Source organism: Frateuria sp. GZRe12 (assembly GCF_051900535.1).
Taxonomy (GTDB): domain Bacteria; phylum Pseudomonadota; class Gammaproteobacteria; order Xanthomonadales; family Rhodanobacteraceae; genus Frateuria_A.
In genome coordinates, this window is sequence record NZ_JBHZGI010000002.1 from 59,072 (window position 1) to 82,783 (window position 23,712).

24 protein-coding genes, 1 tRNA gene and 1 other RNA gene are annotated in these 23,712 nt (G+C 67.6%); 13 read left to right on the plus strand and 13 right to left on the minus strand.

All coding sequences use genetic code 11. The annotated features are described in order from the left end of the window. Positions 1-53: 53 nt before the first annotated feature. The 3 genes from ACFWZ4_RS06055 to pepQ all read left to right on the plus strand — a co-directional run bounded on the left by ACFWZ4_RS06055 (position 54) and on the right by pepQ (position 3,953). Positions 54-2,186, plus strand: coding sequence for a DUF1631 family protein (locus ACFWZ4_RS06055; protein ID WP_439703837.1), 2,133 nt, complete (start codon positions 54-56; stop codon positions 2,184-2,186). Beyond that, positions 2,183-2,530 (plus strand): PilZ domain-containing protein, encoded by a 348-nt coding sequence (locus ACFWZ4_RS06060; RefSeq protein ID WP_439703838.1) that lies wholly within the window; start codon positions 2,183-2,185, stop codon positions 2,528-2,530. Before ACFWZ4_RS06055 ends, ACFWZ4_RS06060 begins: the two co-directional genes overlap by 4 nt. A 103-nt stretch (positions 2,531-2,633) precedes the next feature. Further along, positions 2,634-3,953, plus strand: a complete 1,320-nt coding sequence (gene pepQ, locus ACFWZ4_RS06065) for a Xaa-Pro dipeptidase (protein ID WP_439703839.1) — start codon at positions 2,634-2,636, stop codon at positions 3,951-3,953. Positions 3,954-4,006: 53 nt separating this feature from the next. Here pepQ and cydB read toward each other — a convergent pair whose 3' ends face one another. From cydB to ACFWZ4_RS06085, 4 genes are all read right to left on the minus strand, one after another. Further along, positions 4,007-5,017, minus strand: a complete 1,011-nt coding sequence (gene cydB, locus ACFWZ4_RS06070; protein WP_439703840.1) for a cytochrome d ubiquinol oxidase subunit II — start codon at positions 5,015-5,017, stop codon at positions 4,007-4,009. 2 nt (positions 5,018-5,019) lie between these two features. Then, positions 5,020-6,423, minus strand: a complete 1,404-nt coding sequence (locus tag ACFWZ4_RS06075; protein ID WP_439703841.1) for a cytochrome ubiquinol oxidase subunit I — start codon at positions 6,421-6,423, stop codon at positions 5,020-5,022. A gap of 339 nt (positions 6,424-6,762) precedes the next feature. Then, a complete protein-coding gene (locus tag ACFWZ4_RS06080) occupies positions 6,763-8,073 on the minus strand; it encodes an aminopeptidase P N-terminal domain-containing protein (RefSeq protein WP_439703842.1) in 1,311 nt (436 codons plus the stop codon). Beyond that, positions 8,070-8,636, minus strand: a complete 567-nt coding sequence (locus ACFWZ4_RS06085) for a UPF0149 family protein (protein WP_439703843.1) — start codon at positions 8,634-8,636, stop codon at positions 8,070-8,072. Before ACFWZ4_RS06085 ends, ACFWZ4_RS06080 begins: the two co-directional genes overlap by 4 nt. A 154-nt stretch (positions 8,637-8,790) precedes the next feature. On the opposite strand from ACFWZ4_RS06085, the gene ACFWZ4_RS06090 reads away from it, so the two are divergent. From ACFWZ4_RS06090 to rpiA, 6 genes are all read left to right on the plus strand, one after another. Next, positions 8,791-9,015, plus strand: coding sequence for a TIGR02449 family protein (locus ACFWZ4_RS06090; protein ID WP_231323315.1), 225 nt, complete (start codon positions 8,791-8,793; stop codon positions 9,013-9,015). Beyond that, on the plus strand, positions 9,015-9,332 hold the full coding sequence (locus ACFWZ4_RS06095) for a cell division protein ZapA (RefSeq protein ID WP_231323313.1): 318 nt from the start codon (positions 9,015-9,017) through the stop codon (positions 9,330-9,332). Before ACFWZ4_RS06090 ends, ACFWZ4_RS06095 begins: the two co-directional genes overlap by 1 nt. Positions 9,333-9,339: 7 nt before the next feature. Continuing rightward, a non-coding RNA gene (ssrS, locus tag ACFWZ4_RS06100) (6S RNA) lies at positions 9,340-9,524 on the plus strand. Positions 9,525-9,615: 91 nt separating this feature from the next. Then, positions 9,616-10,221: a 5-formyltetrahydrofolate cyclo-ligase gene (locus ACFWZ4_RS06105; RefSeq protein ID WP_439703844.1), complete on the plus strand. Its 606-nt coding sequence runs from the start codon at positions 9,616-9,618 to the stop codon at positions 10,219-10,221. A gap of 118 nt (positions 10,222-10,339) precedes the next feature. Then, a complete protein-coding gene (locus tag ACFWZ4_RS06110; protein ID WP_439703845.1) occupies positions 10,340-10,807 on the plus strand; it encodes an EVE domain-containing protein in 468 nt (155 codons plus the stop codon). A 53-nt stretch (positions 10,808-10,860) separates the two neighbouring features. Further along, positions 10,861-11,496, plus strand: coding sequence for a ribose-5-phosphate isomerase RpiA (gene rpiA, locus ACFWZ4_RS06115; protein WP_439703846.1), 636 nt, complete (start codon positions 10,861-10,863; stop codon positions 11,494-11,496). 121 nt (positions 11,497-11,617) lie between these two features. On the opposite strand, the gene ACFWZ4_RS06120 is transcribed toward rpiA, so the two are convergent. Beyond that, a complete protein-coding gene (locus tag ACFWZ4_RS06120) occupies positions 11,618-13,504 on the minus strand; it encodes a chloride channel protein (protein ID WP_439703847.1) in 1,887 nt (628 codons plus the stop codon). Positions 13,505-13,855: 351 nt separating this feature from the next. Between ACFWZ4_RS06120 and ACFWZ4_RS06125 the strand changes: the two genes are divergently transcribed. Next, positions 13,856-14,344: a hypothetical protein gene (locus ACFWZ4_RS06125; RefSeq protein WP_439703848.1), complete on the plus strand. Its 489-nt coding sequence runs from the start codon at positions 13,856-13,858 to the stop codon at positions 14,342-14,344. Between the two features lie 99 nt (positions 14,345-14,443). Here the strand turns inward: ACFWZ4_RS06125 and ACFWZ4_RS06130 are convergent, their stop codons facing one another. The 4 genes from ACFWZ4_RS06130 to rplM form a co-directional block, all read right to left on the minus strand. Next, on the minus strand, positions 14,444-16,021 hold the full coding sequence (locus ACFWZ4_RS06130; RefSeq protein ID WP_439703849.1) for an MASE1 domain-containing protein: 1,578 nt from the start codon (positions 16,019-16,021) through the stop codon (positions 14,444-14,446). A 314-nt stretch (positions 16,022-16,335) separates the two neighbouring features. Then, positions 16,336-16,409 (minus strand) — tRNA-Gln (locus ACFWZ4_RS06135). Between the two features lie 54 nt (positions 16,410-16,463). Then, positions 16,464-16,856, minus strand: a complete 393-nt coding sequence (gene rpsI / locus ACFWZ4_RS06140; RefSeq protein ID WP_439703850.1) for a 30S ribosomal protein S9 — start codon at positions 16,854-16,856, stop codon at positions 16,464-16,466. Positions 16,857-16,864: 8 nt separating this feature from the next. Continuing rightward, positions 16,865-17,293 (minus strand): 50S ribosomal protein L13, encoded by a 429-nt coding sequence (gene rplM, locus ACFWZ4_RS06145; RefSeq protein WP_231323297.1) that lies wholly within the window; start codon positions 17,291-17,293, stop codon positions 16,865-16,867. A 131-nt stretch (positions 17,294-17,424) separates the two neighbouring features. Here rplM and ACFWZ4_RS06150 point away from each other — a divergent pair, with 131 nt between their 5' ends. Then, positions 17,425-18,621 (plus strand): (Fe-S)-binding protein, encoded by a 1,197-nt coding sequence (locus ACFWZ4_RS06150; RefSeq protein WP_439703851.1) that lies wholly within the window; start codon positions 17,425-17,427, stop codon positions 18,619-18,621. Next, the gene (gene coq7, locus ACFWZ4_RS06155; protein WP_439703852.1) at positions 18,618-19,259 is read left to right on the plus strand and encodes a 2-polyprenyl-3-methyl-6-methoxy-1,4-benzoquinone monooxygenase; all 642 of its coding nucleotides are present in this window, start codon (positions 18,618-18,620) and stop codon (positions 19,257-19,259) included. Before ACFWZ4_RS06150 ends, coq7 begins: the two co-directional genes overlap by 4 nt. Positions 19,260-19,364: 105 nt before the next feature. Here the strand turns inward: coq7 and speD are convergent, their stop codons facing one another. Continuing rightward, a complete protein-coding gene (speD, locus tag ACFWZ4_RS06160) occupies positions 19,365-20,150 on the minus strand; it encodes an adenosylmethionine decarboxylase (RefSeq protein ID WP_091334588.1) in 786 nt (261 codons plus the stop codon). Between the two features lie 274 nt (positions 20,151-20,424). Here speD and crp point away from each other — a divergent pair, with 274 nt between their 5' ends. Then, positions 20,425-21,120: a cAMP-activated global transcriptional regulator CRP gene (gene crp / locus ACFWZ4_RS06165; RefSeq protein WP_231323291.1), complete on the plus strand. Its 696-nt coding sequence runs from the start codon at positions 20,425-20,427 to the stop codon at positions 21,118-21,120. Positions 21,121-21,168: 48 nt separating this feature from the next. Here the strand turns inward: crp and ACFWZ4_RS06170 are convergent, their stop codons facing one another. The 3 genes from ACFWZ4_RS06170 to trpC form a co-directional block, all read right to left on the minus strand. Next, positions 21,169-22,137, minus strand: a complete 969-nt coding sequence (locus ACFWZ4_RS06170) for a bifunctional helix-turn-helix transcriptional regulator/GNAT family N-acetyltransferase (RefSeq protein WP_439703853.1) — start codon at positions 22,135-22,137, stop codon at positions 21,169-21,171. A gap of 95 nt (positions 22,138-22,232) precedes the next feature. Beyond that, positions 22,233-22,937 (minus strand): HAD family hydrolase, encoded by a 705-nt coding sequence (locus ACFWZ4_RS06175; protein WP_439703854.1) that lies wholly within the window; start codon positions 22,935-22,937, stop codon positions 22,233-22,235. Continuing rightward, positions 22,915-23,709 (minus strand): indole-3-glycerol phosphate synthase TrpC, encoded by a 795-nt coding sequence (gene trpC, locus ACFWZ4_RS06180; RefSeq protein WP_439703855.1) that lies wholly within the window; start codon positions 23,707-23,709, stop codon positions 22,915-22,917. Before trpC ends, ACFWZ4_RS06175 begins: the two co-directional genes overlap by 23 nt. Positions 23,710-23,712: the final 3 nt, after the last annotated feature.

Below are 23,712 nucleotides of genomic sequence, written 5' to 3' on the forward strand. Positions count from 1 at the left end.
TACCTGCGTCATCGGCATAGACTCGCAGGCATCGTGGTAGAGCAAGGCTTCCCATGGATGTCGAACAACCGGGCCGGTCGCGTTCGAGCACAGTCGCCCCGCCGGCGCACTGGCCGGCGAAGACGCGCCGTCTGGTCGACGACGTGCGCGAGCTCTGCCGCGAGTGGCTATCCGAACCGCTGAAGCTGTGCCTGGCGGACTTCGACCGTGCCCTGCACGAACACGCAGCCAACGCCCGCAGCCACATCGAACAGCAGCGCTACCAGGCGACCCGCCAGCGCCTGGTACAGGAGCGCCAGGCATTCGAGCAACGGTTCATCGACTGCATCGACCGGGCGTTGCTGGAGCTGGGCGCGCAGCCCGCCGCAACAAGCGCGCCGACCGCGCGCCCGACCTTGAGCCTGCTCGACCCGATCGAACACGAAATGACCGCGGCGCTGGACCAGCTGGTCGCCCGCAGTGCGGCACGCGGCGGCCCCCTGCTGGTGGAGCTCAGCTACCGCCTGGCGGTGTTGATCGGCACGCCACCGCTGGAAAGCGATGCCATGCCGCTGGGGCCGCAGGCGATCGCCAAGGCATTCCGCGATTCCAGTGCGGCGCTCGGACTGCCGGCCGAGCACCACCTGCTGTTGCTGCAGGCGGTGGAGGGCAAGCTGATCCAGGGCCTGACCCCGTTGCACGAGGTGGTCAACAACCATCTGGCCGCCGCCGGCATCCTGCCGCGGCTGCGACCGTTCCCGCTGCCACGTTCGCCGCGACCACGCGGCCGGCCACGCCCCCTGCCGGCCTCTCCCGCCCCGGTGCCCGAGACGCCCGACGCGCCGGCGCGCCCGTCCGGCCTGCGTGAACTGCTCACCCGCCAACGCGGCCCGCGCCCGGTGTCCGATCATGCGCGCTTCGCCAATGCTGGCGAGCTGGATGCCGCGCTTGCCGCCTTGTCGCGGCGGCGCGCGGATCCGGACATGCTCCGGCGCGCCCAACGCCTGCGTGAGGCGCTGGTCGACCAGCTCAATGCCGGTCAGCCGCTCGACGCGGTGCCGATCCTGCCCGGCCCGGACGCCGACGACACACTGGAGTTGATCGCGCGACTGTTCGATACGCTGCGTCGCCAGCTGCCGCCCCCCGCGCTTGCGCACGGCCTGCTCGACCGCGCCCAACTGCCCATGCTGCGCGCTGCCCTGGCCGACGAGAGCTTTTTCGAGCGTCGCGAACAGCCGGCCCGCCAGTTGCTGGACCAACTCATCGAAGCTGCCCGCGACTGGCTGGAAGGGGGCGACGGCGGCCTGCTCGCTCCGGTGGAGCAATTGCTCGAACGCCTGGACCGCGAGCCGCCGACGCCCGCACTGCATGCCGAGCTGGCGGCCGAACTGGAACGCCAGGTTGCCCAGCTGCAGCGCAAGGCGCAGGTCACCGAGCGCCGACACGTCGAGGCGATGCAAGGCCGCGAGCGGTTGGAACAGGCCCGCCAGCGCGCCGCCGAACTGCTAACCGGCCTGCTCGCCAAGGCGCCGCCGCGCGCCGCGCTGCGCGCACTGCTCGAACATGCCTGGTCGGACGTGCTGGCATTGACGCTGCTGCGTCACGGCGAGCAGAGCGAAACTTTCGCGCGCCGACTGGTGATCACCGACCAGCTGCTGGGCCGGCTGCCGCCCGGCAACCTGGAAACCCTGCAGACGGAAGTGATCGCCGGACTGCAGCAGATCGGCATGCATGGCGAGGAAGCCACCGAGATTGCCCAACGACTGATCGGCGCGGGTGCCGTCATGCAGGAAGGCGACGGACCAGGCCTTACCGGATTGGCGATGCGCCTCAAACAGCGGCGTGTGCCTGGCGACTCGCCCGAGACGACCACCCCGGCCACGCCGGCGGTGCCCTCGGCCGAGGCGTTGCGCCTGCACCAGCGCCTCAGCCGGCATCCCGGCGAGTGGTTCGAGTTCGTCCAGGCCGATGGTGGCCGGGTCCGCCGCAAGCTGGCTTGGTATTCCCCGCGCGCCGCGCGCGGCCTGTTCGTGACGCGCCAGGGGCAGCGCGCCGATGAGACGAGCCTGGCCGATCTCGCCCAGGCGATCGCCGCCGGTAAAGTTCGCGAGGTACCGGCCGTTAACGAGAGCGACCTGGACCGTGCCTGGCGCGCGCTGACCGACAGCCTGCGTCAGGCGACCCCGATACCCGGAGCCCGTTCGTGACGCCCAATCCGCAGGAAAGCCGCCGCGCCCATCGCAAGCCGGTCAACATCGCCGCCGAGGTGATCGATGCGATCAGCGGTCGGCGCATGGGCCAGCTCGGCAACCTGTCGGCCAGCGGCATGCTGCTGATCGGTAGCGAGGCGCCGCGCAATGAGGCTATCTACCAGCTGCGCCTGCCGTTGCCCGGGCTCGGCGAGGCGATCACGGCGATCGAGGTCGGCGTGCAGGAGCAGTGGCACGAGGAAGCGGCCACCCCCGGGCAGTTCTGGGCCGGCTATCGCATCATCGCCATCGGCGACCAGGAGTCGGCGCAGCTCCAGCGCTGGCTCGACATGCCCGGCTGAGGTTTTTCTTCCACGGGTGGCCCTCGGCGGCCCACCGCGCGATCATGGGCAGCTCCCCACCGGCGGGACCGCCTCGCGCCCGCCGCCCGACGAAGGACGCCGCATGACCGAGAACCTCGCCCCGCTCTACGCCCAGCACCTGGCCACCCTGCGCGAACGCGCGGACAAGGCACTCGCGCTGGGCGGCTTCGACCGGTTGCTGATCGCCGCGGGCAAGCCGCTGAACAAGTTCCTGGACGACCAGGACTTCCCGTTCGTCTCCAATCCCCACTTCCGCCACTGGCTGCCGCTGACCGACGCGCCGGGCAGCTGGATCGTTTACGCGCCCGGCACGAAGCCGAAACTGGTGTTCGTGCAGCCGCGCGACTACTGGCACGTGGTGCCGGCCGCCCCGAACGGCTACTGGGTGGAGCACTTCGACATCGACGTGGTGCGCAGCGACGCCGACGCGGTCGCCGCGCTGCCGAAGCAGGGCCGCAACGCCGTCATCGGCCCGGCCTGCCCGTCCATCGAAGGCGTGGAAGCGAACAACCCCGAGCCAGTGATGAACTGCCTGCACTGGCATCGCAGTTACAAGACGCCTTACGAGCTCGCGCTGATGCGCGAAGCCAGCCGTATCGGCACGCGCGCGCACCGCGCGGCGGAGGCGGCCTTCCGCAGCGGCGAGAGCGAGTTCGGCATCCACATGGCCTACCTCGCCGCCGCCCGGCAGATCGATGCCGAGCTTCCCTACTCGAGCATCGTGGGCCTGAACGAGCATGGGGCGGTCCTGCACTACACCCATTTCGACCGCCGGCCGCCGACCGTGCACCGCTCGTTCCTGATCGACGCGGGCGCCAGCTGCGCCGGCTACGCCAGCGACATCACCCGCACCTACGCGGCCACCGGCGCGAGCGAGTTTCAGGCGCTGATCGAAAGCATGGACGTCGCCCAGCGCGAGCTGGCCTCGAAGGTGCGCGCAGGGCAGAGCTACCCCGAACTGCACATCCACGCCCACCACCTGGTCGCCGACGTGCTGCGCGAGCACGGCATCATCCGCATGGAAGCCGAGGCGGCGGTCGCCAGCGGCGTGACGTCGGCATTCTTCCCGCACGGCCTGGGCCATCCTATCGGGCTGGCGGTGCACGACGTGGCGGGCTTCCAGCAGAACGAACGCGGCGGCAGCATCCCGCGGCCGGAGGGCCATCCCTTCCTGCGCATGACCCGCGTGCTCGAAGCCGGGATGGTGGTGACCATCGAGCCGGGCCTGTACTTCATCGACATGCTGCTGGACGAACTGCGCGCCAACCCCGCGGCCAGGGACGTGGACTGGGCGCGCGTCGACGCCTTCCGTCCCTACGGCGGCATCCGCATCGAGGACGACGTGGTGTGCACCGACGGCACGCCGGAAAACCTCACCCGCGACGCCTTCGCCGCCATGTGAAGCACCGATCAGCTGCGGGAGCCCACAACTGGGTTCCTGCAACGGCGGCCGCGCTAGTGATAACCCTCGCCCGCCAGCACCTTGCCGCGGAATACCCGGTACGAATACACGGTGTAGGCCAGCACCGCCGGGATCAGGAACGCCGCGCCGACCAGCACGAAACCCTGTGAGGACGGGGGCGACGCGGCCTCCCAGATGCTCATGCTCGGCGGCACGATGTTCGGCCACATGCCCACCACCAGGCCGATGAACCCCTGCGCGAAGAAGCACAGCGCCAGCACGAACGGCTGCACCTCGCGGTTCTTCAACACCGCGCGCCACAACGCGATCGCGTTGAGCACGGTGAGGATCGGCACCGGCGAAAGCCAAAGCATGTGGGCGCCGGTGAACCAGCGTTCCATCAACTGCGAATCCAGGAATGGCAACCACGCGCTCACCATCAGCATGAAGCCGATCACTGCCAGCATCAGCGGCCGGGTGAGGTCGAAGGCGATGCGCTGCAGCCGACCGTCGGTCTTGAGGATCAGCCATGTTGCGCCCAGCAGCGCGTAGCCGAACACCACCGCCACGGCCGTCATTACCGCGAACGGGCTGAACCAACCGAACGCGCCCTGCACGTACTTGCCGCCGGTCAGCGGCATGCCCTCGACCAGCGCGCCCAGGATCAATCCCTGCGCGAAGGCCGTCAGCACCGAGCCCACGCTGAAGGCCACGCCCCACAGCCAGCGCGAGCGGTGCGCCTTGAAGCGGAACTCGAACGCCACACCGCGGAAGATCAGCGCGATCAGCATCACCAGGATCGGCAGATACAACGCCGAGAGCACCACCGCGTAAGCCTTGGGGAAGGTCGCCATCAGGCCGGCGCCGCCGAGCACCAGCCAGGTCTCGTTGCCATCCCATATCGGTGCGGCGGTGTTCATCATGTGGTCGCGCTGGTCCTCGTCGTCGGCGAACGGCAACAAAATGCCAAGCCCCAGCACGAAGCCGTCCAGCAGCACGTACATGATCACGGCGAAGCCGATGATGAAGAACCACACCACCGGGAGCGCGGTTGTCCAGTTCATCGTCAGTCTCCCATCGGCTCGTCGGGCGCCGACAACGGGCGCGCCGGCGTGCGGCGGCGGTTGCCGTGCACCGGCGTGGCCGGCTGTTCGCGTTGCGGCGCCGGCAAGGGACCGTCACGGAAGAGCTTGAACAGGTACCAGATACCGGCGCCGAAGATGCCCAGGTAGACCACCACGAAAGTAATCAGCGAGGCCAGCACGCTGGACGCCGGCACGTCCGATGCCGCCTGCGAGGTACGCAGCAGTCCCTGTACCACCCACGGCTGGCGGCCCACCTCGGCCACCCACCATCCGGTGAGCAGCGCGATGAAGCCGGAGGGAATCATCACTACCCAGGCCCTGAGGTACCAGCGGTCGCGGACCAGGCTGCCGCGCATCCAGCGCCACAGGCCGAGCAACGCCAACGCCAGCATCAGCAGGCCCAGGCCCACCATGACCCGGAAGGAGAAGAACGGGATCTTCACCGGCGGGCGCTCGTCGCGCGGGAAGTCCTTCAGGCCCTTGACCTCGCCATCCCACGAATGGGTGAGGATCAGGCTGCCCAGGTGCGGCGCTTCCACCGCATAGTGATTGGTTTCGGCCTGCTCGTCCGGCCAGGCGAACAGCGCCAGCGGCACGCTCTTTGCGGTCTCCCAGCGCGCCTCGATAGCCGCGAGCTTGGCAGGCTGGTACTGGCGCACTTTCAGGCCCGCCATGTCGCCGATGACGATCTGGATCGGGATCACGATGGCCAGGAACGCCAGCGCCAGCTTGAGCATCACGCCCGCGCGGTCGACGAAGCGGCCCTTGAGCAGATAGACGGCCGACACGCCGCCGACCACCATCGCGGTGGAGATGAACGCGGCCATTACCATGTGCGGCAAGCGCACCAGGAAGGACGGGTTGAAGATCACCTGCCACCAGTCGGCCGGGTAGAACACGCCGTCGCGGATCTCGTAGCCGGCCGGCGTCTGCATCCAGCTGTTGGCTGACATGATCCAGAACGAGGACAGCAACGTGCCCAGCGAGACCATGCAGGTGGCAAGGAAATGCATGCCGTCGCTGACCTTCTTCCAGCCGAAAAGCATTACGCCAAGGAAGGTCGCTTCCAGAAAGAAGGCGGTCAACACCTCGTAGTTGAGCAACGGTCCGACCACGTTGCCGGCGACGATCGAGAAACCGGCCCAGTTGGTGCCGAACTGAAAGCTCATCACGATGCCGGAGACCACGCCCATGCCGAAGGCGACGGCGAAGATCTTCAGCCAGAAGAAATAGAGGTCTCGCCACAGGTCGGTGCGCTTGACCAACCACACGCCCTCGATGAACGCCAGCCACGCCGCCGTGCCGATGGTGAAGGCGGGGAACAGGATGTGGAAGGACATCACCCATGCGAACTGCAGGCGGGACAGGAACTCCGCGGTCGGCATGCTTCACTCCCGAAGGAAGGGCATCGGCGACTATAGACGTGCATCGCGTGACGGCTGCGGCATCGCGACAGGCTGCCGCGCGGCGCGGCGTCGCAGGCGCGGGATGCGCAACGCGGGAAGGACGGAGCCGCGTGGGAGATCCTGGCCGCGCGAACCCTCATTCGCCTGCCGGCTCCCTCTCCCTGGAGAGGGGATGCGGACGTGGAGCCTGGAGGCGTGCGCCTCGAGTTCGCCTCGCGGGCTACGCTCGGCGCGAGCGATCTTCTTCGCTGGGCTTGAGGCCTTCTCCGCCGGGGGCGATGAGAGGGTCGGTAGTGGAGTGACAGGCACAGGCCCGCTTCAGCGCCCGCCCAGCACTCGCGCCAACTCTTCCGGCTCCCTCGGCACCGCCGCGGTCAATACCACGTTTCCTTCGGCGCTCACCGCCACGTCGTCCTCGATGCGGATGCCGATGCCGCGCCAGCGTTCGGCCACGCCGCGCAGGTCGGGCGGCACGTAGATGCCAGGTTCCACCGTCACCACCATGCCCGGCTCGAGCAGTCGCGCTTCGCCATCGACGCGGTAGTCGCCCACGTCATGCACATCCAGCCCGAGCCAGTGCCCGGTCTTGGAAGGGAAGAACGTCTTGTACGCCCCGCTCTCGATCGCCGCGTCAGCCGAACCCTTGAGCAGCCCCAGCGCACACAGGCCCTCGGCAATCACCCGCACCGCCGCGTGGTGCGCGGCGTCGAACGGGCGACCGGGTCGCACCTCGTCGATCGCCGCCTGCTGCGCGGCCAGCACCACCTCGTACAACGCGCGCTGTTCGCGCGTCCAGCGGCCATTGACCGGGAAGGTGCGTGTGATGTCGGAGGCGTAGCAGTCCACCTCTGCACCGGCGTCGATCAGCAGCAGGTCGCCATCCTTCAGCGGCGCGCGATTGGCCAGGTAATGCATGGTGCAGGCGTTGGCCCCACCGGCGACGATCGGCGGAAACGCCGGCACCGCGCCGCGGCTGCGCATCACCCGCAGCAGCTCGGCCTCGACCTCGTATTCCAGGCGACCGGGCGACGCGGCGGCCATCGCGGCCACGTGTGCCTCGGCCGCAACGGCCGCGGCCTGGCGCATCAGCTTGAGCTCGCCGCGCGACTTGTAGAGCCGAAGGTCATGCAGCAGGTGTCCCAGCGCCACGAACTCCTTCGGCACCACGCCACCGCCACGCAACTGGCGCAGGCGACGCATCCAGCCGAGCAGCCGCGCGTCGAAATCCGGTTCGCGCCCGAAATGGCAATACACCCGCGCGCGCCCCTCGATCATGCCGGGCAGGATGTCGTCGATGTCCTCGATCGGGAAGGCGTCGTCCAACCCGAACACGCTCACCGCGCGCTCGGTGCCGGCCACTTCGCCGTGCCAGCGCTCGTGCGCCGGGTCACGCTCGCGGCAGAACAGCACCGCCTCGCCGTGCGCGCGCCCGGGCAACAACGCCAGCACGGCGTCCGCCTCCGGAAAGCCCGTGAGGTAATGGAAATCCGAATCCTGCCGGTACGGCCAGGCGGCATCGGCATTGCGCATGCGCTCGGGCGCCGCGGCGACCAGCAGCGCGCCATCGGCGCCGGCCATGCGCATCAGCTGGCGCCGCCGGCGCGCGAATTCGGCGATCGCGATGCTCAATGCAGAGTGTCGTTCGCCGGGCGCTGGGCGCTGTGGCACTCGGCGAACAACAACATCGCGCCCATGCGCACGAATTCGTGCACCTCGATCAGTGCGTCCTCGTCTTCGCTTTCGTCGCCGAAATCGAAGGCGGAACTGGCGATGGTGGTGAGGTCGCGCAGGATTTCCTGCGCCTCGTCGGACAACTGCGCGTGCGCGCCGGCGCCGGCGAGGCCAAAGCCGCCGAGGAAGCCGCGGCACCACTCCACCAGCGCGTCGGCGCGCTCGGTCAGCGGGCGGTCGTCCGCCGGCAGCATCGGCTCGAAGCCAAGTTCAGGATCGGCCAGCTCGCCGCGGGACTGGGTCGCCAGCCGCTCGAGCAGCGCCTGGTCGTTCGGGGCCGGCACGACCGCCTCGCCCCCCTCCAGTTCCAGCGCCGCCAGCAAGGGCTGCTTGTCCAGCGAGCCACCGCCCGCGAGGTAACCGCACAACGAGCCGTGCAGTTCGCTGGCGTCCGCGCCGATACGCATCCGCAAGAGCGCAGCGTCCAGGTCTTCGTAGGCGAGCATATCGGTGGCAGTCATGGGGGCTCTCCTCGTGAATCGACCACCAAGTCTAAACTGCCCGGGCCCTGCGGGGATGCCCTGGATGCGACCCGCGCACAAGGCTGCGCCCAAGGGCTTCCCTACAGCCAAGTGCGGCACCTTTTCCTGCGGAAGGCTTGCTATATTTCACACCATGAGCACGCCCGATCCCGCCCAGCAGGAATTGGCCATCCTGAACCAGCAGCTGGATCGCCTGCTGGACCTCGTGCGCCGACTGCAGGAAGAAAACCGCAGCCTGCGGCACAGCCAGGAACAGCTGGCCAACGAGCGGGCGGGCCTGATGGCGCGCAACGACCAGGCGCGCAGCCGCGTCGAGGCGATGATCCAACGGTTGAAAGCCCTCGAGAACAACGGCTGATGAGCAGCACGCCCCCCTCCGCCTCCGAGCCGGTCGCGCTGCGCCTGCTGGACCGCGAATTCCTGATCGCCTGCGCCCCCGAAGAACGCGAGGGCCTGCTCGAAGCGGCCACCTTCCTCGACCGCAAGATGCGCGAACTGCGCGCCAACGCCCGCACTCCCGGCTTCGACCGGCTGGCAGTGCTGGCGGCCATCAGCATCACCCATGAATACCTGGGCCTGCGCAAGCAACACGACGGGGCTGATCGCAGCGTGACTGACGGCCTCGCCGCACTGCGCCGCAAGCTTGAAGCAGCGCTCGACGCACAAGTAAGATAGACCCCGGCGTTTTCTGCGGTGTGCGCCAGCACACTCTACATTTGCCTTGTTCCTATATACGGCCCCGGGTCGGCTTCACATGGTTGTTGTGCATGTCCGCCGCGTGCGGAAAGCCTTGAAGGCCATGTAGCCCTCCCACCTGATCCAAGTGGATCAAGGTCGTTCGGTGGGCAGCGGCATCGCGGTTGACGCCACCCCTTTTCCCCGCCTGGCCGACGTTGATACAACGCCGGCCGGGCGCGAGCGGCGCCGGTCGCGCCGTCTTCCAAGGAGATGCGCGAACGTGGACGCCACCGCCCAACGCCGCGAACTGCGCCAGCATCTCGCCGCCCGTCGTCGCGCACTGACTCCGACCCAGCGCATCGCCGCCGCTCAGGGCCTGCGGCACAGTCTCGAAAAGCTCCCCGAATATCACACCGATGCACGAGTGGCTGGCTACTGGGCCTGCGACGGCGAGCTGCCGCTCAATCTGGTGATCCCGCCGCTGGCCGCGCGCGGCCAGCGCTTTCTGCTGCCCCTGCTGGGCGAAGACCGCGAACTGCGCTTCGCGCCCTGGTCGGCCGGCGAGGACGTGCAACCCAACCGCTATGGCATCCCCGAACCGGTGGCGCCGCGCGAGTGGTTCGCGCCGTTCCAGCTCGACCTGGTGCTGGTACCTCTGCTTGGCTTCGATCGCCGCGGCCACAGGCTTGGCTACGGCGGCGGCTGGTACGACCGCAGCTTTGCCTTCCTGAACGACCAGGCGCGTCCCACCGAGCCGTTGCTGGTCGGCATCGCCTACGATTTCCAGGAGTTGCCGGCGATCGCGTCCGAGCCGTGGGACGTGCCGCTGGACTACATCGCCACCGACCGCGAGCTGATCGATTGCCATCCGGAAGAAGTGCCGTGATCGCCGCATTTGCCGCTCTGGCGTCCCCTGCAGGCGCGCACCCTGCGCGCGAGCGCCATGCGCGGCTCGCCGGTTCACCGGATGCGCTTCTACAACTTTGCTGCGTCCGGAGATCCCGATGAGCGAGCGGCCTTACACCCACTGGCTGATGAAGTCCGAGCCGGACACCTTCTCGATCGACGACCTCAAGCAGCGCAAGCGCGAGCCGTGGGATGGCGTGCGCAACTACCAGGCGCGCAACTTCATGCGCGACGGCATGCGCAAGGGCGACAAGGTGTTCTTCTACCACTCCAACTGCGCCGAGCCCGGCATCGCCGGCATCGCCGAGGTGGCCAGCGATGCCTACCCGGATCCCAGCCAGTTCGATCCTGCGAGCAAGTACTTCGACGCGGCCAGTTCGCGCGACAATCCGCGATGGATGCTGGTGGACGTGAAATACGTGCGCAAGCTCAAGCGCGTGATCACGCTGGACGAACTCAAGTCGCAGCCCGCGCTTACCGACATGGCACTGGTGCGCAAGGGCAACCGGCTGTCCGTGATGCCGGTGGGCACGCAGGACTGGAATTTCATCCTGGCGCTCGAATAGCTACCGATCGATGCCTGCTCCGGGCCGGCGCGCACACTCCGAGGAAAAAATTCATGAGCAACGAAAAGCGTCTGGCTGGCGAGGCCGCCATCCGCTACGTCGAGGATGGCGCCATCGTCGGCGTCGGCACCGGTTCGACCGTGGCCTACTTCATCGACGCGCTGGCCGGCATCAAGCACCGCATCCATGGTGCGGTGTCCAGTTCGGAGCAGTCGACCGCACAGCTGAAACGCCACGGCATTCCAGTTCTCGACCTCAACGCCACCGGCCCGCTCTCGCTGTACGTCGACGGCGCCGACGAGTGCGATCCGCACAAGCGGCTGATCAAGGGCGGCGGTGCCGCGCTCACGCGCGAGAAAATCATCGCCGAGGCGAGCGCGCAGTTCGTCTGCATCATCGACGCGAGCAAGCGCGTGGACCTGCTCGGGCGCTTTCCGCTACCGGTCGAGGTCATTCCGATGGCGCGCAGCCTGGTCGGGCGCGAGATCGTCAAGCGCGGCGGCCAGCCGGTGTGGCGCGACGGCGTGGTCACCGACAACGGCAACTGGGTGATCGACGTGCACGGCTGGCAGATCACCGATCCGGTGGCGCTGGAGGCCGAACTCAACCAGATTCCTGGCGTGGTCACCGTCGGCCTGTTTGCGCGGCGCCCCGCCGACATCGTGCTGGTGGGCGACAAGGAGATGTGACGCCGGAGCTTGGCGCTTTCCCGTTCAAGGGAGCGCCGGGTGGCCAGGCCGAAAACCGGCCCTGCGCAAACCCATCGCCACGCAGGCCCTCCCGTTGAACGGGAGGGCCTTTTCGCGATCGCTAGGCCGTACGCACGCCGTTCCTGCCGAAGCGCAGGTGGCGGCTGGCCTGCCGCGCCTCCTGCAGGCGCCGCTTGTGCGCGCTCAGCAGGTCGCCACGGGTGATGATGCCGACCATACGGTGCGGCGCATCCTTGCTGACCACGATCAACCGGCCGACCTGCTCGGCGACCATGTGGTCGGCGGCTTCGCGCAACGAATGATCTTCCTTGACCATCATCGGTGGACGCGTGATGAGGTCACCCAGGGGCAGCGAATAGGACCACTGCGGATCGAGCAGGCTGCGCCGGGTCAGCACGCCCTGCACCTGGTTGTTTTCGTCCACGACCGGATAGCCCTGGTGCTGCGCCTCGGGCGAGCCCTCGCCCAGCCAGTTGCGCACCTCGCCCAAGGTCTGCGTGGTGCGCAGGGTCACCACTTTGCGCGAGCAGGCGTCGCCGGTCGCCACCTGGTCCAGGTAATCGGCCGCGTACTCGGAGGGCACCCGCACGCCGCGGCGGGCGATCTTCTCGGTCATGATCGTGTTGCGCATCATCAAAGCCGAGATCAGATAGGCCGCGGTACAGCCTCCCAGCAACGGCAGCAGGCCGGCCGGCTGTCCGGTGGTCTCGAATGCGAACACCACCGCCGTCAGCAATGCGCGCGAGGCGCCGGCGAAGATCGCCGCCATGCCCACCAGCGCCGCGATGCGCGGATCGATGCCGAACTGCGGCAGCATCGCCGCCAGGCCGAGCCCGATCAGCGCACCCAGCGCACCGCCGATGGTGAACAGCGGCGCCAGCGTACCCCCGGAGGTACCGCTACCCAGGGAGATCGACCAGGAGATGAACTTCATCACGCACAGGAAGAACAGCGTGTGCAGGGTGAACTGGCCGCTGACGATGCCTTCGATGTTGGTGTAGCCCACGCCGAGCGTCAGCGGTGCGAAATAGCCGACCACGCCCACCGCGATGCCGCCCAGCGCCGGCCACCACATCCAGTGGATCGGCAACCGTTCGAAGGCATCCTCTATGCCGTAGACGACCCGGGTGACGCCGACGCTGATCAGGCCCAGCAGCGCGCCCACGCCCACGTAACAGGCCAGCGCGACGGCACCCGGCTCGGCCAGTTCCGGCATGGCGAATACGGGCGCGGTGCCCTGGATGGCGTAGCGCACAGATGTGGCGGCCACGGTGGCCAGGGCCACGGGGATGAGCGAACGCGGGCGCAGTTCGAACAGCAGCAGTTCCACCGCCAGCACCACGGCCGCCACCGGCGAGGCGAACACCGCCGCCATGCCCGCGGCCGCACCGGCAGCCAGCAGCACCTTGCGCTCGCCGCCGGTGACCCGCAGGAGCTGTCCGATGAACGAGCCGAGCGCGCCGCCGGTGGCGATGATCGGGCCCTCGGCGCCGAACGGGCCACCAGTGCCGATGGCGATCGCCGACGACACCGGCTTGAGGAAGGTGATCCGCGGTGGAATCTTCGACTCGTTGAGCAGGACCTGCTCCATCGCCTCGGGAATACCGTGGCCACGGATGGCGCGCGAGCCCCAGCGCGCCATGGCGCCGACGATCAGGCCGCCGATCACCGGCACCACGATCACCCAGATGCCCAGATGGTTGCCGGCCGGCGAGGAGAAGGCGGTCGAAACGCGGCCATAGAACGCCAGGTTGGTGACCAGCCCGATCAGCGAGGTCAATACCTGCGCGATGAGGGCCGCCGCCACGCCCAACACCACCGATACCGCAGTAATGCGCAGCACCCGCCGATCCACCAGCGTGGAGCGGCGTGGCATACGCGTAACATCGAGACTGACACCCAACGCGGGGGAAAGGGGCAAGGCGTCCGTGCTGCCTTCCAGACGCACGCCCGGCGGCGGCGCCGGCTTCTCGGTGGGGGGAGTCATCGAAGTACCGCAAGGTAAAACGGGGATTTTACGCCTCCGGGTCGAGGAACCGAAGAGCGGGCCGTCCCTGTGACCGGGGCCGGCGTCGGCGCCCCCCTCTTCAAGGAGCCATCGGCAGAACGCTCGAAGCTGTGGCGCGGTGTCGCAGCCACCTACGCAGACGCTCGCGTGGAAGGCGAGCTCCGGCGGCGCAGTCGACGGAGGCTGCTCGGTGGGTCGTCACGCCTGGGGCGCCATGCGCACCGAAAAAACTTAACGTGACGCTCAGTTTCACCATCTCTCTTCGCGAAAAACTCACTATTGCAAGGTAGAGTGCGATTGCTCAATCAGTGAGCAGTCCAACAAGGGGACATGGCTATGATCAAATTCCTGCCGCGCCGTGCATTGTTCGCCGGCTTGGTCGTCATGGGTCTTTCGGCTTCCGCCGCGGCGGCGACGAGCACGGGCCTGGGTCAAGCCTGGCCAAATGCACAGGACGTGAGCGCAAGCACGCACTGGCATGTGTACACGTTCGCCAACAATGGCGTGCAGTACTTCCAGGTGAATGACTTCTACGGCAACCTGCGCGTGGCCTTCGCCAGCGTGAACGGCCAGTTCTTGGTCCTGCCCATGGGTCGCGATGCCCAGCGCCTCTCCACCCCGCAGCAGACGGCTTCGACCAGCAGCACGGCCGTGCCGTTGACCTCGTACGCCGAAACGATCTACCAGGGCAGCGACGTCCAGGTGCTGGCAACGCCCATGAGCGATGGCACGACCACGTTTACCGCGGCGCCTGCCACCAGCAGCGCGACGGTTGCGCCGTGCAATGATCCGGTCGAGTGCAGCAGCCATTCGCCGTAAGCCCGCGGGCGATACAGCGACGAAAAAAAACCGCCCCAAGGGCGGTTTTTTTCTTCCAGATGATCCGCGGGAAGAGCCACGCTCTCCCTCGGACTTCGATCAGGCGATCTCGGGATCGAACAGCATCAGGCTGATCCGGTTGCCGGTGCCGTGGGCGCGCACATGCACCTTGCCCTCGAAGATGCCGGCGCGATCCTTGAGCGCCCCCAGCCCCATGCCGCTCCCACCGAGCGCCGACTGGATGTCGTCCCAGCGCACGCGCGCAAGCCGTTCGTAGTCCACGTCGCTGTCGACGCACAGCACCGCCCAGCGACGGCCGCCGGAGCGGCCACCGCGCAGCCGCATGCGCACCTTGCTGACGTTGCGCTTGGCGCAGGCAAGCGCGATGGCTTCCGACGCCAACCGGTACAGAGCCATGTGCACGCTGGTGGACAGCTGTTCGACGTCGCCCTGGATATCGCACCAGTAGACGATGCCGCCTTCGTCGAGCGCGCGGGGGATCGACCCTTCGCGCAGCGCCGCCGGCAGGCCGCGGTCACGCCAGGAAAGCGGGTACAGCGAGTCGGCCAGGCGATAGATCTGGTGCTGCGCCACCGCCGCCTGGCGGTAGTAGGTGCGCTCGTCGGTTCCCGGCAGCAGGCAGCGCAACCGGCCGAGCAACTGGGTATAAGAGGCCTGGATCGCGCCGCTCATCTGCTCCAGCGCATAGGAAGTTTGCCGCAACTGCAGTTCGCCCAGGTAAACGTTCCGCTGCGCCATGGCCAGGGCCAGGCGCGAATCCATGCGCTCCCGCTCCTCCCGCTGGTGCAGCACCGCGATCCGAGCGCCAAGCATCAGCATGGTGGTGATCGTGAAGGCGATGAAGACCTGGGCCTGGACGGTTTCGTGGTCGCGCACCACCGGCATGGTCAGGATGACCGCAATGCTTGCCGCAGTGCCGCCGACCGCGGCCCCACGCCAGCCATGGCGCAAGGACAGCCAGGCGACAGGCAGGAACATCGCCATCCGCGCAGCCTGGCTCGCGTCGCCAGCCACGCCCGAAGCAAGCCAGACCAGCAACGCCAGGGCCGGCAGCAACAGCGAAACCGTTTCGAGCACCAGGCGACTCTCTGAAATACCTGTCAGGATCTGTCGGAGCGGCCGGTTGGCCAGCTCCTCGCGCACCGCCAGCGCCAGCGGCACGATGGTCAGGATGCCGATGTACGAGCCCAGGAAATACCATCCGGCCGCCGTACGGAAGTCGTACTGCGGCTTGACCGTGGCCACGAGCAGCGCCGTGGTGTCGGCAACCGTCCAGACGACCGAAACCAGCAACGAGCAGAGCAGCAGGACGTTGATGCTGGTGATCGAGCGCGACGGGAACAGGCGCCTCTGTTCCCTGCAGAAACGCACGATCGGCATGGCCAGGCCGATGGGCGGCACGAGCATGACCCCCGACCACATCCAGCCGTACTGTTCCAGGCAACTGAAGCTGATGTAGCTGAGCGGCAGCAACTCGCCGAGCAGCAGCGCCGGCCAGTAGCGATAGGGCATCAACATGAGCGTGCACAGACGCAAGCCTGCGAACAGCACCCAGTGGGAGAAGGAAATTTCGCGGAGCAGGAGGTAGCTCACCGCGTAGCCGGCCGCGACCGCCAGCTGTCGAAACCAGATGTTGCCCCAGATCCTTGTCAGCATCGTCCTTCCCCCTTGGCATGGCTGGCCTGAATCGCCCCAATCCAGCGACCGGTCCACGTCGTCATGTTATTCCGTCTATCCAACAATCTATTGCGTGAAAAACGAGTGAAACCAATAACCTATCAAGCCTCCGCCGACGATGCTCATCCTAGCGCAAGCCGGCCCTGCGCGACGTTCGGCGATCCTATTTCGTTGTGCCGTGCGTCGCAGGATTTGCATCCGGGCACCCGCCATCGAAAAGAGACTCGCCGGCTTTCCGTCGTCGCCATCTGACATGCAAAAAAGAGGCCCGCCAATGGCGGGCCTCTTTTGTTTGGCTGGGAGACTAGGATTCGAACCTAGATAAACGGAGTCAGAGTCCGTTGTCCTACCGTTAGACGATCTCCCAAAACCCTTGGGAACGATGCGCTCTGACCGGATGCATCGCCCCTCGAAGCGGATTTTAGCGCTTCGAGAACTGGGTAGCGCGGCGGGCCTTGTGCAGACCAACCTTCTTGCGCTCGACCTCGCGGGCGTCGCGGGTCACGAAACCGGCCTTGCGCAGCGCCGACTTCAGGGATTCATCGTATTCGATCAGCGCGCGGGCGATGCCCAGGCGGATCGCGCCGGCCTGGCCAGTGATGCCGCCGCCGGCAACCGTGACCTTGATGTCGAACTTGTCGACGCTCTGGGTCAGCTCGAGCGGCTGACGCACGATCATGCGCGAGGTCTCGCGACCGAAGAACTGGTCGAGTGTCTTGCCGTTGACTTCGATCGCGCCATTGCCCTTGCGCAGGAACACGCGGGCGGCGGAGGTCTTGCGGCGGCCGGTGCCGTAATTCTGCTGGATAGCCATGGGTTTCCTTAGATCTCCAGCGCCTGCGGCTGCTGGGCGGTATGCGGATGTTCGGCGCCGCCGTACACCTTGAGCTTGCGGTACATCGCGCGGCCCAGCGGGTTCTTCGGCAGCATGCCCTTGACGGCGATCTCGATCACCCGCTCCGGGTGCGTGGCCAGCAGATCCTTCAAGGACATCGTCTTGAGGTTGCCGACGTAGCCGGTGAAGCGGTGGTACATCTTGTCGTCCAGCTTCGCGCCGGTGACCGCGACCTTCTCCGCGTTGACCACGACGATGTAGTCGCCGGTGTCGACGTGCGGGGTGAACTCCGGCTTGTGCTTGCCGCGGAGGCGGCGGGCGATCTCGGTGGACAGACGGCCGAGCGTCTTGCCCGTCGCATCGACCACGTACCAATCGCGCTTGACGCTTTCCGGCTTGGCGCTGAACGTTTTCATTTCAAGAATACCTGTCTGCCGCCACGGGGGCGGTTAGCGGAATCGGTGGAACAAAGGCGCGAGATGATAGCGGAGCCGTCATCGATCGCGCAAGCCTGCCGGTCGGCCGACTGTGAGCTGCCAATGATAGCATGCCGACCATGCCTCAGAACAAGTCCCAGCACATCGCCGCGCTGGCCGACCAGTGCGTGCAGTGCGGCCTGTGCCTGCCGGTGTGCCCGACCTATGCGCTGGACGGCAACGAGGCCGAGTCGCCACGCGGACGCATCGCGATAGCCGCGGCGCTGGCCAAGGGGCTGGCACCGGTCACCGACGAGGTGCGTGAGCCGCTGGACCACTGCCTGGGTTGCCTGAACTGCGAACGGGTGTGTCCCGCGCAGGTACGCTTCGGCGAGCTGCTGGTGGAAACCCGGGGCCTGCTCGGTCCCGCACCGCAGCGGCCGCGTGTGCTGCTCGCGCTGGCCAGGCAACCCGCCCTGTTGCGCTTGACCCGGCTCGTCGGATTGCACCGCTGGCATGCCCGCCTCGCTCGCTGGCTGCCGCTGCCGTCCCGCTGGCGTACCGCCCTGGCGCTTGCGGCCTCGACGTCGCCTCCGCATCTGGCGCCAACCCGTGCGGATGGAGGGCGCGCCCGGACGCTGGCGCGCGTAGCGCTCTTCCCGGGGTGCGTGGCCCGCGTGGAAGACGCGGCGGCGCAACAGGCGGCCATCACCCTGCTCGAGGCGGCCGGTCACCCGGTCATCCGCTTGCCCGGCTTCTGTTGTGGCGCACTGGACGCCCACGGCGGTGACGCACAGGCGGCCGCGCGCGCGGCGCGGCGTGTACGCGACGCCTGGCAGGCCAGCGGCGCCTCAGTGTTGGTGACGGTTACGCCCGGCTGCATCAGCCAACTGCGAAGCGCGCTTTCCGAGGTGAGGGTGGACGACCCCTATACGCTGCTCGCCGTCCAGGCTGATCACCTGCGGTTCCGCCCGCTCCCGCGGCGCGTGGCGCTCCATCTGCCCTGCACGCAACTGAATGTGGCGCGCAGCGGCGAAGCCTTGCAGGCGCTGCTCGGACGCGTGCCGACGCTGGAGGTCACGCCGCTGCCGGCACGCTGCTGCGGAGCGGCCGGCAGCCACCTGCTGGAATACCCCGAGCGCGCCGCAGCCTTGCGCGAACCTACGCTCGAGGCCGTCGGCGCGATGGCGCCGGAGGCATTGCTGTCGTCAAATATAGGGTGCCGGCTGCATCTGGCCGCGGGCCTCGCCGAACACGGCTCGATCGTACCGACCCTGCATCCACTGGCGCTGCTGGCGCAGCAACTTGTAACGGGACAAACCTCATGAACGCCCGCACGCTTTCCCCCTTCGACCGCCTGCTGTCCGGCATCGAGCGCGCCCTGGAAACCGTCGCCGGGGCGCCGGAACCGGCACGCCCGTCGCCCGCCGAGGACCTGAAAGACGCCACGCTCGACGAGCAGGAGCGTCGCCACGCCGCCGGCCTGATGCGCATCAACCATACCGGCGAGGTCTGCGCGCAGGCGCTGTACGACGGCCAGGCCGCGCTCGCGCGCGACGAAGATACCCGCCGCCATCTGCAACACGCAGCCGACGAAGAGACCGACCACCTGGCCTGGTGCGCGCAACGCCTGCGCGAACTGGACAGCCGCCCCAGCCTGCTCAACCCGTTGTGGTACGCCGGCAGCTACGCGATCGGCGCCGCCGCCGCGCTGGTCGGCGACAAGGTCAGCCTGGGTTTCGTGGTGGAAACCGAGCGCCAGGTGGAAGCACACCTGGAGGATCACCTCCAGCGCCTGCCGCCGCAGGACGAACGCTCGCGCGCGGTGCTTGCGCAGATGCAGGCCGACGAGGTGCGCCATGCCGACGACGCCAAGGCGCGCGGCGGGATTGACCTGCCCTTCCCGATCCCCGGCCTGATGCACCTGAGTTCACTGGTGATGAAGGGTGTCGCCTACCGCGTCTGACGGCCCTGCTTCCATGCGGAGCCCGCTTGCGGGCGATGGGCCTGGGTCCCAAGCGGGCTCGGCGAGCCGCACGACGAAAAACCCCGCCTCGCGGCGGGGTCTCGATCACATCAGGTTGCGGCCGTGGAACAGTTCCTCGATCTCGCGCTTGAGCAGCGACTCGATGCGCTGGCGCTCCTTGAAGGAAAGGTCGTCCGCGTGTGCCTCGAACAGGTAGGTGTCCAGATCGAAGTCCTTGATGTGCATCTTCGTGTGGAAGATGTTTTCCTGATAGACGTTGACGTCGAACATCTCGTACTTCTGGCGGATGTGGCGCGCCAGGTAGTCCTGCACCGAGTTGATCTTGTGGTCGATGAAGTGCTTCTTGCCCTTCACGTCGCGGGTGAAGCCGCGCACGCGGTAATCGCACACCACGATGTCCGACTCGAAACTGTCGATCAGGTAGTTCAGGGCCTTCAGCGGCGAGATCACGCCGCAGGTGGCCACGTCGATGTCCGCGCGGAAGGTCGCGATGCCGTTGTGCGGATGCGTTTCCGGATAGGTGTGGACGGTGATGTGGCTCTTGTCCATGTGCGCGACGACGGCACCGGAGATGGTGTCGCGGCCGAGCTTCTCCACCACCGGCTCCTCGGAAATGAGGATGGTGACCGAGGCACCCTGCGGGTCGTAGTCCTGGCGCGCGATGTTCAGGATGTTCGCGCCGATTATCTCCGCCACGTCCGTGAGGATCTGGGTCAGGCGATCGGCATCGTACTGTTCGTCGATGTATTCGATGTAGCGCTGGCGCTGGTCTTCGGACACCGCGTAGCAGATGTCGTAGATGTTGAAGCTCAGGGCCTTGGTCAGGTTGTTGAAGCCCTGCAGGCGCAGGCGCGGGAGCGGTTTCACCACGGCGACTCTCCATGGCCGGAATGCGGCCAGCAGATGAGGCGGGTTAGCAGCTTAAGGGTCCCCGCGAAAAGAAAAAGGCGCGCCAGGACCCTCATCCTGCGCGACCCGAAGTTCCGGCTGGAATGCAGCTTGGCCGAAAGACTGCGAAGTATGCGGCAAAACCCCGGAAAACAGAACTCACGGGCGCGAGCGGCGTCATCTCTTGATCAGCCGAGACGCGTGATGCATGGTAAGGCCTTGGCGGCAGCGCCGTGGCTCACCAGCGGATACTCTCGTGGCGCAACTCAAATACCAACTCCAACAGGCTTTCGAACGGTCCCAGGCGCCGCTGAGCTTTGCGCCGGACCCGGCATCGATGGAGCGCTTCCTGGCGCTGTGCCACCGCCGCCGCTATCCCGGCAAGACCGCGATCATCCGCCCGGGCGACCCGGCCAACACGCTCTACTACATCATCGAAGGCTCGCTCGCGGTCTGCACCGAAGACGAGCAGGGCCGCGAACTGATCCTGGCCTACCTCAACCGCGGCCAGTTCATCGGCGAGATGGGCCTGTTCGTCGAGCAGGCGCAGCGCGAATCGATCGTGCGCAGCCGCACCCCGTGCGAAATGGCCGAGATCAGCTACGAGCGCCTGTTCCAGCTGATGGAAGGCCCGCTGCGCGAGGAATGCCCGAAGATCCTCTTCGCGATCGGGTCGCAACTGACCAACCGCCTGCTGCGCACCTCGCGCCAGGTCAGCCGCATGGCCTTCATGGACGTCACCAACCGGATCTCGCGCACGCTGCTGGACCTGTGCCAGGAGCCGGACGCGATGACCCATCCGGACGGGACGCAGATCCGCATCTCGCGCCAGGAAGTCAGCCGCATCGTGGGTTGCTCGCGCGAGATGGTCGGTCGCGTGCTCAAGCAGCTCGAGGAGCAGGGCATGATCAACGTGTCGGGCAAGACCATCGTGGTCAAGGGCACGCGCTGAGCTTCGCCCTTGCCGCTTTGCGGCAAGGCCACCATGGCCGCGGCTTGATCAGGGTTGCCGCGGCGACGTTTCCGGCCGATAGATCATGTAGACGTCCGCGCGCTCGTAATGCGAGCCCGGACGTACCGACGGCTGCATCACGAACCCGGCCTTCTCGTACATCCGCAACGCCGTCTGCAGGCGGCTGTTGGACTCCAGGAACAGCGTCTGCCCGCCGCGGTGGTGGAACTCGGCGATGCAGGCCTCCAGCAGGCGCTTGCCGGCACCCAGGCCGCGGAATGTCTCGTCCACGCCCATCTTGGTGAGCTCGAACACCCCGGGCGATTCCTGCAGCAGCGCACAGGTGCCGATGACTTCCTCGCCAAGGCAGGCGAAGAAGATCGCGCCGCCCGGCTGCAGGATGTAACGCTCCGGGTCGCTCAGCACCGCGCGATCGATCTCCTCGATACGGAAGTGGTGTTCCAGCCATTGCGCGTTCAACCGGTAGAAGTGTTCGCGCAACGCCGGCGCATACGGCACGATCCGAAGCGGCGTCGCCTTGATGGCGTCATGCTCGGCCAGAATGGCGGCGGCGACGGGACGTTCCTGCAGGGACCGCTCGCACGCCTCGATGGCGTCCAGCAGCTGGGCGGCGTGCGCTTCCAGCGAGCTGCTCACCCCGCGTTGCACGGCACACCAGATCGGGCCCAGCCCGGCGAGTGCCGCGTGCGCCTTGTCGGTGAGCGTCAGCACGCTGCGTCGACCGTCCGCGGGGTCGCGCCGGCGCCGGACCATCCCGGCGCGCACCAGCTTGTCGGTGAGCTGGCTCACCGCCGAGTGGGTCTGGCCGATGGCGTGTGCCACGTCCGTCACCGTGTTCGGGCCGGCATCCCATAGATAGCGCAGTACCGGCAACCAGCGCGATTCGATGGGTGCACCGAGCGTCCGGTAGACCTCATCCGCGGCTCCGTAGAAGTGATCGCTGAGTGCCTTCAGCCGGCTGCCGAGGGCCAACTTGCCAAGGGATGCCAGATACATGCGATTGCCCGCCAGACAAATACGTAAGCACTAACGTATTTAAAGCATCGATGGCTTGCAAGTCCCCTTGGGGAACGCAGTCGCTCCGCGCGTCGTCAGTGCCAGGCCACCCGTTCGATCGACCGGCCCAGTGCCCGCTCGATCCGCTTGCACAGCTTGGGCGTGCCATTGACCAGCACGGGTTCGGCCGCCGCCTTGAGCATGTGCAGGTCATGCAGCGAATCGCCGTAGGCGCGTCGCCAGGCCGGGACGCCGTGCGCCGTCAGCGCCTTGAGCTTGCCCGCGCCGATGTTGTGGTGGGCCACGCGCAGGCCGAACGGGCCGCGCTTGAGCCGGGAAGCGACCAGCTCCACCCCGGCGAGCCCCAGCTGGGCGAGCAGGCTCTCGACCAGCGTGTGCTCGCAGCCGGTCACCACGATCACGCGCTCGCCCGCCGCCTGATGGCGCCGAAGCGCCCGCACGGCATCGCGGCAAAAATGGCCGGGTCGCCGCACGAGCTCGGCGGCGAAGGCCTCGATGGCGCTGCCGTAGCGCTTCTCGTCCAGCCCCAGCAGCGCGATGTGCACCAGCGGGCGTTGCAGCCGGCGCGTCAGGGGCCACAGCAACATCAACCAGGGCAGCGCCAGCAGGGCGAGCAGCTGGCGCCAGGTTGAGCGGGCGTAGCGCTCGCGCACGAACAAGGCATAGGTATCGGCGTGGGTGAGCACGCCGTCGAAATCGAACAGCACGACCGACGATGCGTCGGCGGCTGCGGTGTCCTGCCCGTCGTCCACCGCGTCAGGCCGCAAACAGCCGATCAAGCGCCTGGCCCGGATCCCCGGCGCGCATGAACGCCTCCCCGACCAGGAAGGCGTGGATGCCGGCCTCGCGCAGGCGCGCCACGTCCTCCCGTGCGTGGATGCCCGACTCGGCCACCAGCACGCGGTCGTCGCCCGCCATGCGCGGCCGAAGCGTGAGCGAGGTATCCAGCGAGGTCTCGAAGGTGCGCAGGTTGCGGTTGTTCACGCCGATCAGCGGCACCGGCAGGGCCAGCGCGCGTTCCAGCTCCTCCGCGTCGTGCACTTCGCACAGCACGTCCAGGTCGAGCTCGGCGGCAACCAGCGAAAGATCCAGCAGCGCCGCGTCGCCGAGCGCGGCGACGATCAGCAGGATGCAGTCGGCGCCGATCGCACGGGCCTCGTACACCTGGTACGGATCGATGATGAAGTCCTTGCGCAGGACCGGCAGCGCACAGGCCTCGCGTGCCTGCTTCAGGTAATCCTCGCTGCCCTGGAAGAAGTCGCGATCGGTCAGCACCGACAGGCAGGTCGCGCCACCCGCGGCATAGCTGCGCGCGATCGCGGCCGGATCGAAGTCGGCGCGGATCACGCCCTTGCTGGGGCTGGCCTTCTTCACCTCGGCGATGACCGCCGGCAGGCCAGCGGCGAGTTTGTCCTCGATGGCGGCGGCGAACCCACGCGTGGGCGGCAGCTCCTCGATGCGGGAGGCGAGCTCGGCCAGCGGCAGCGTGGCGCTGCGCTCGGCGATCTCCTCGGCCTTGCGGGCGAGGATGCGTTGCAGGATGTCGGTCATGGC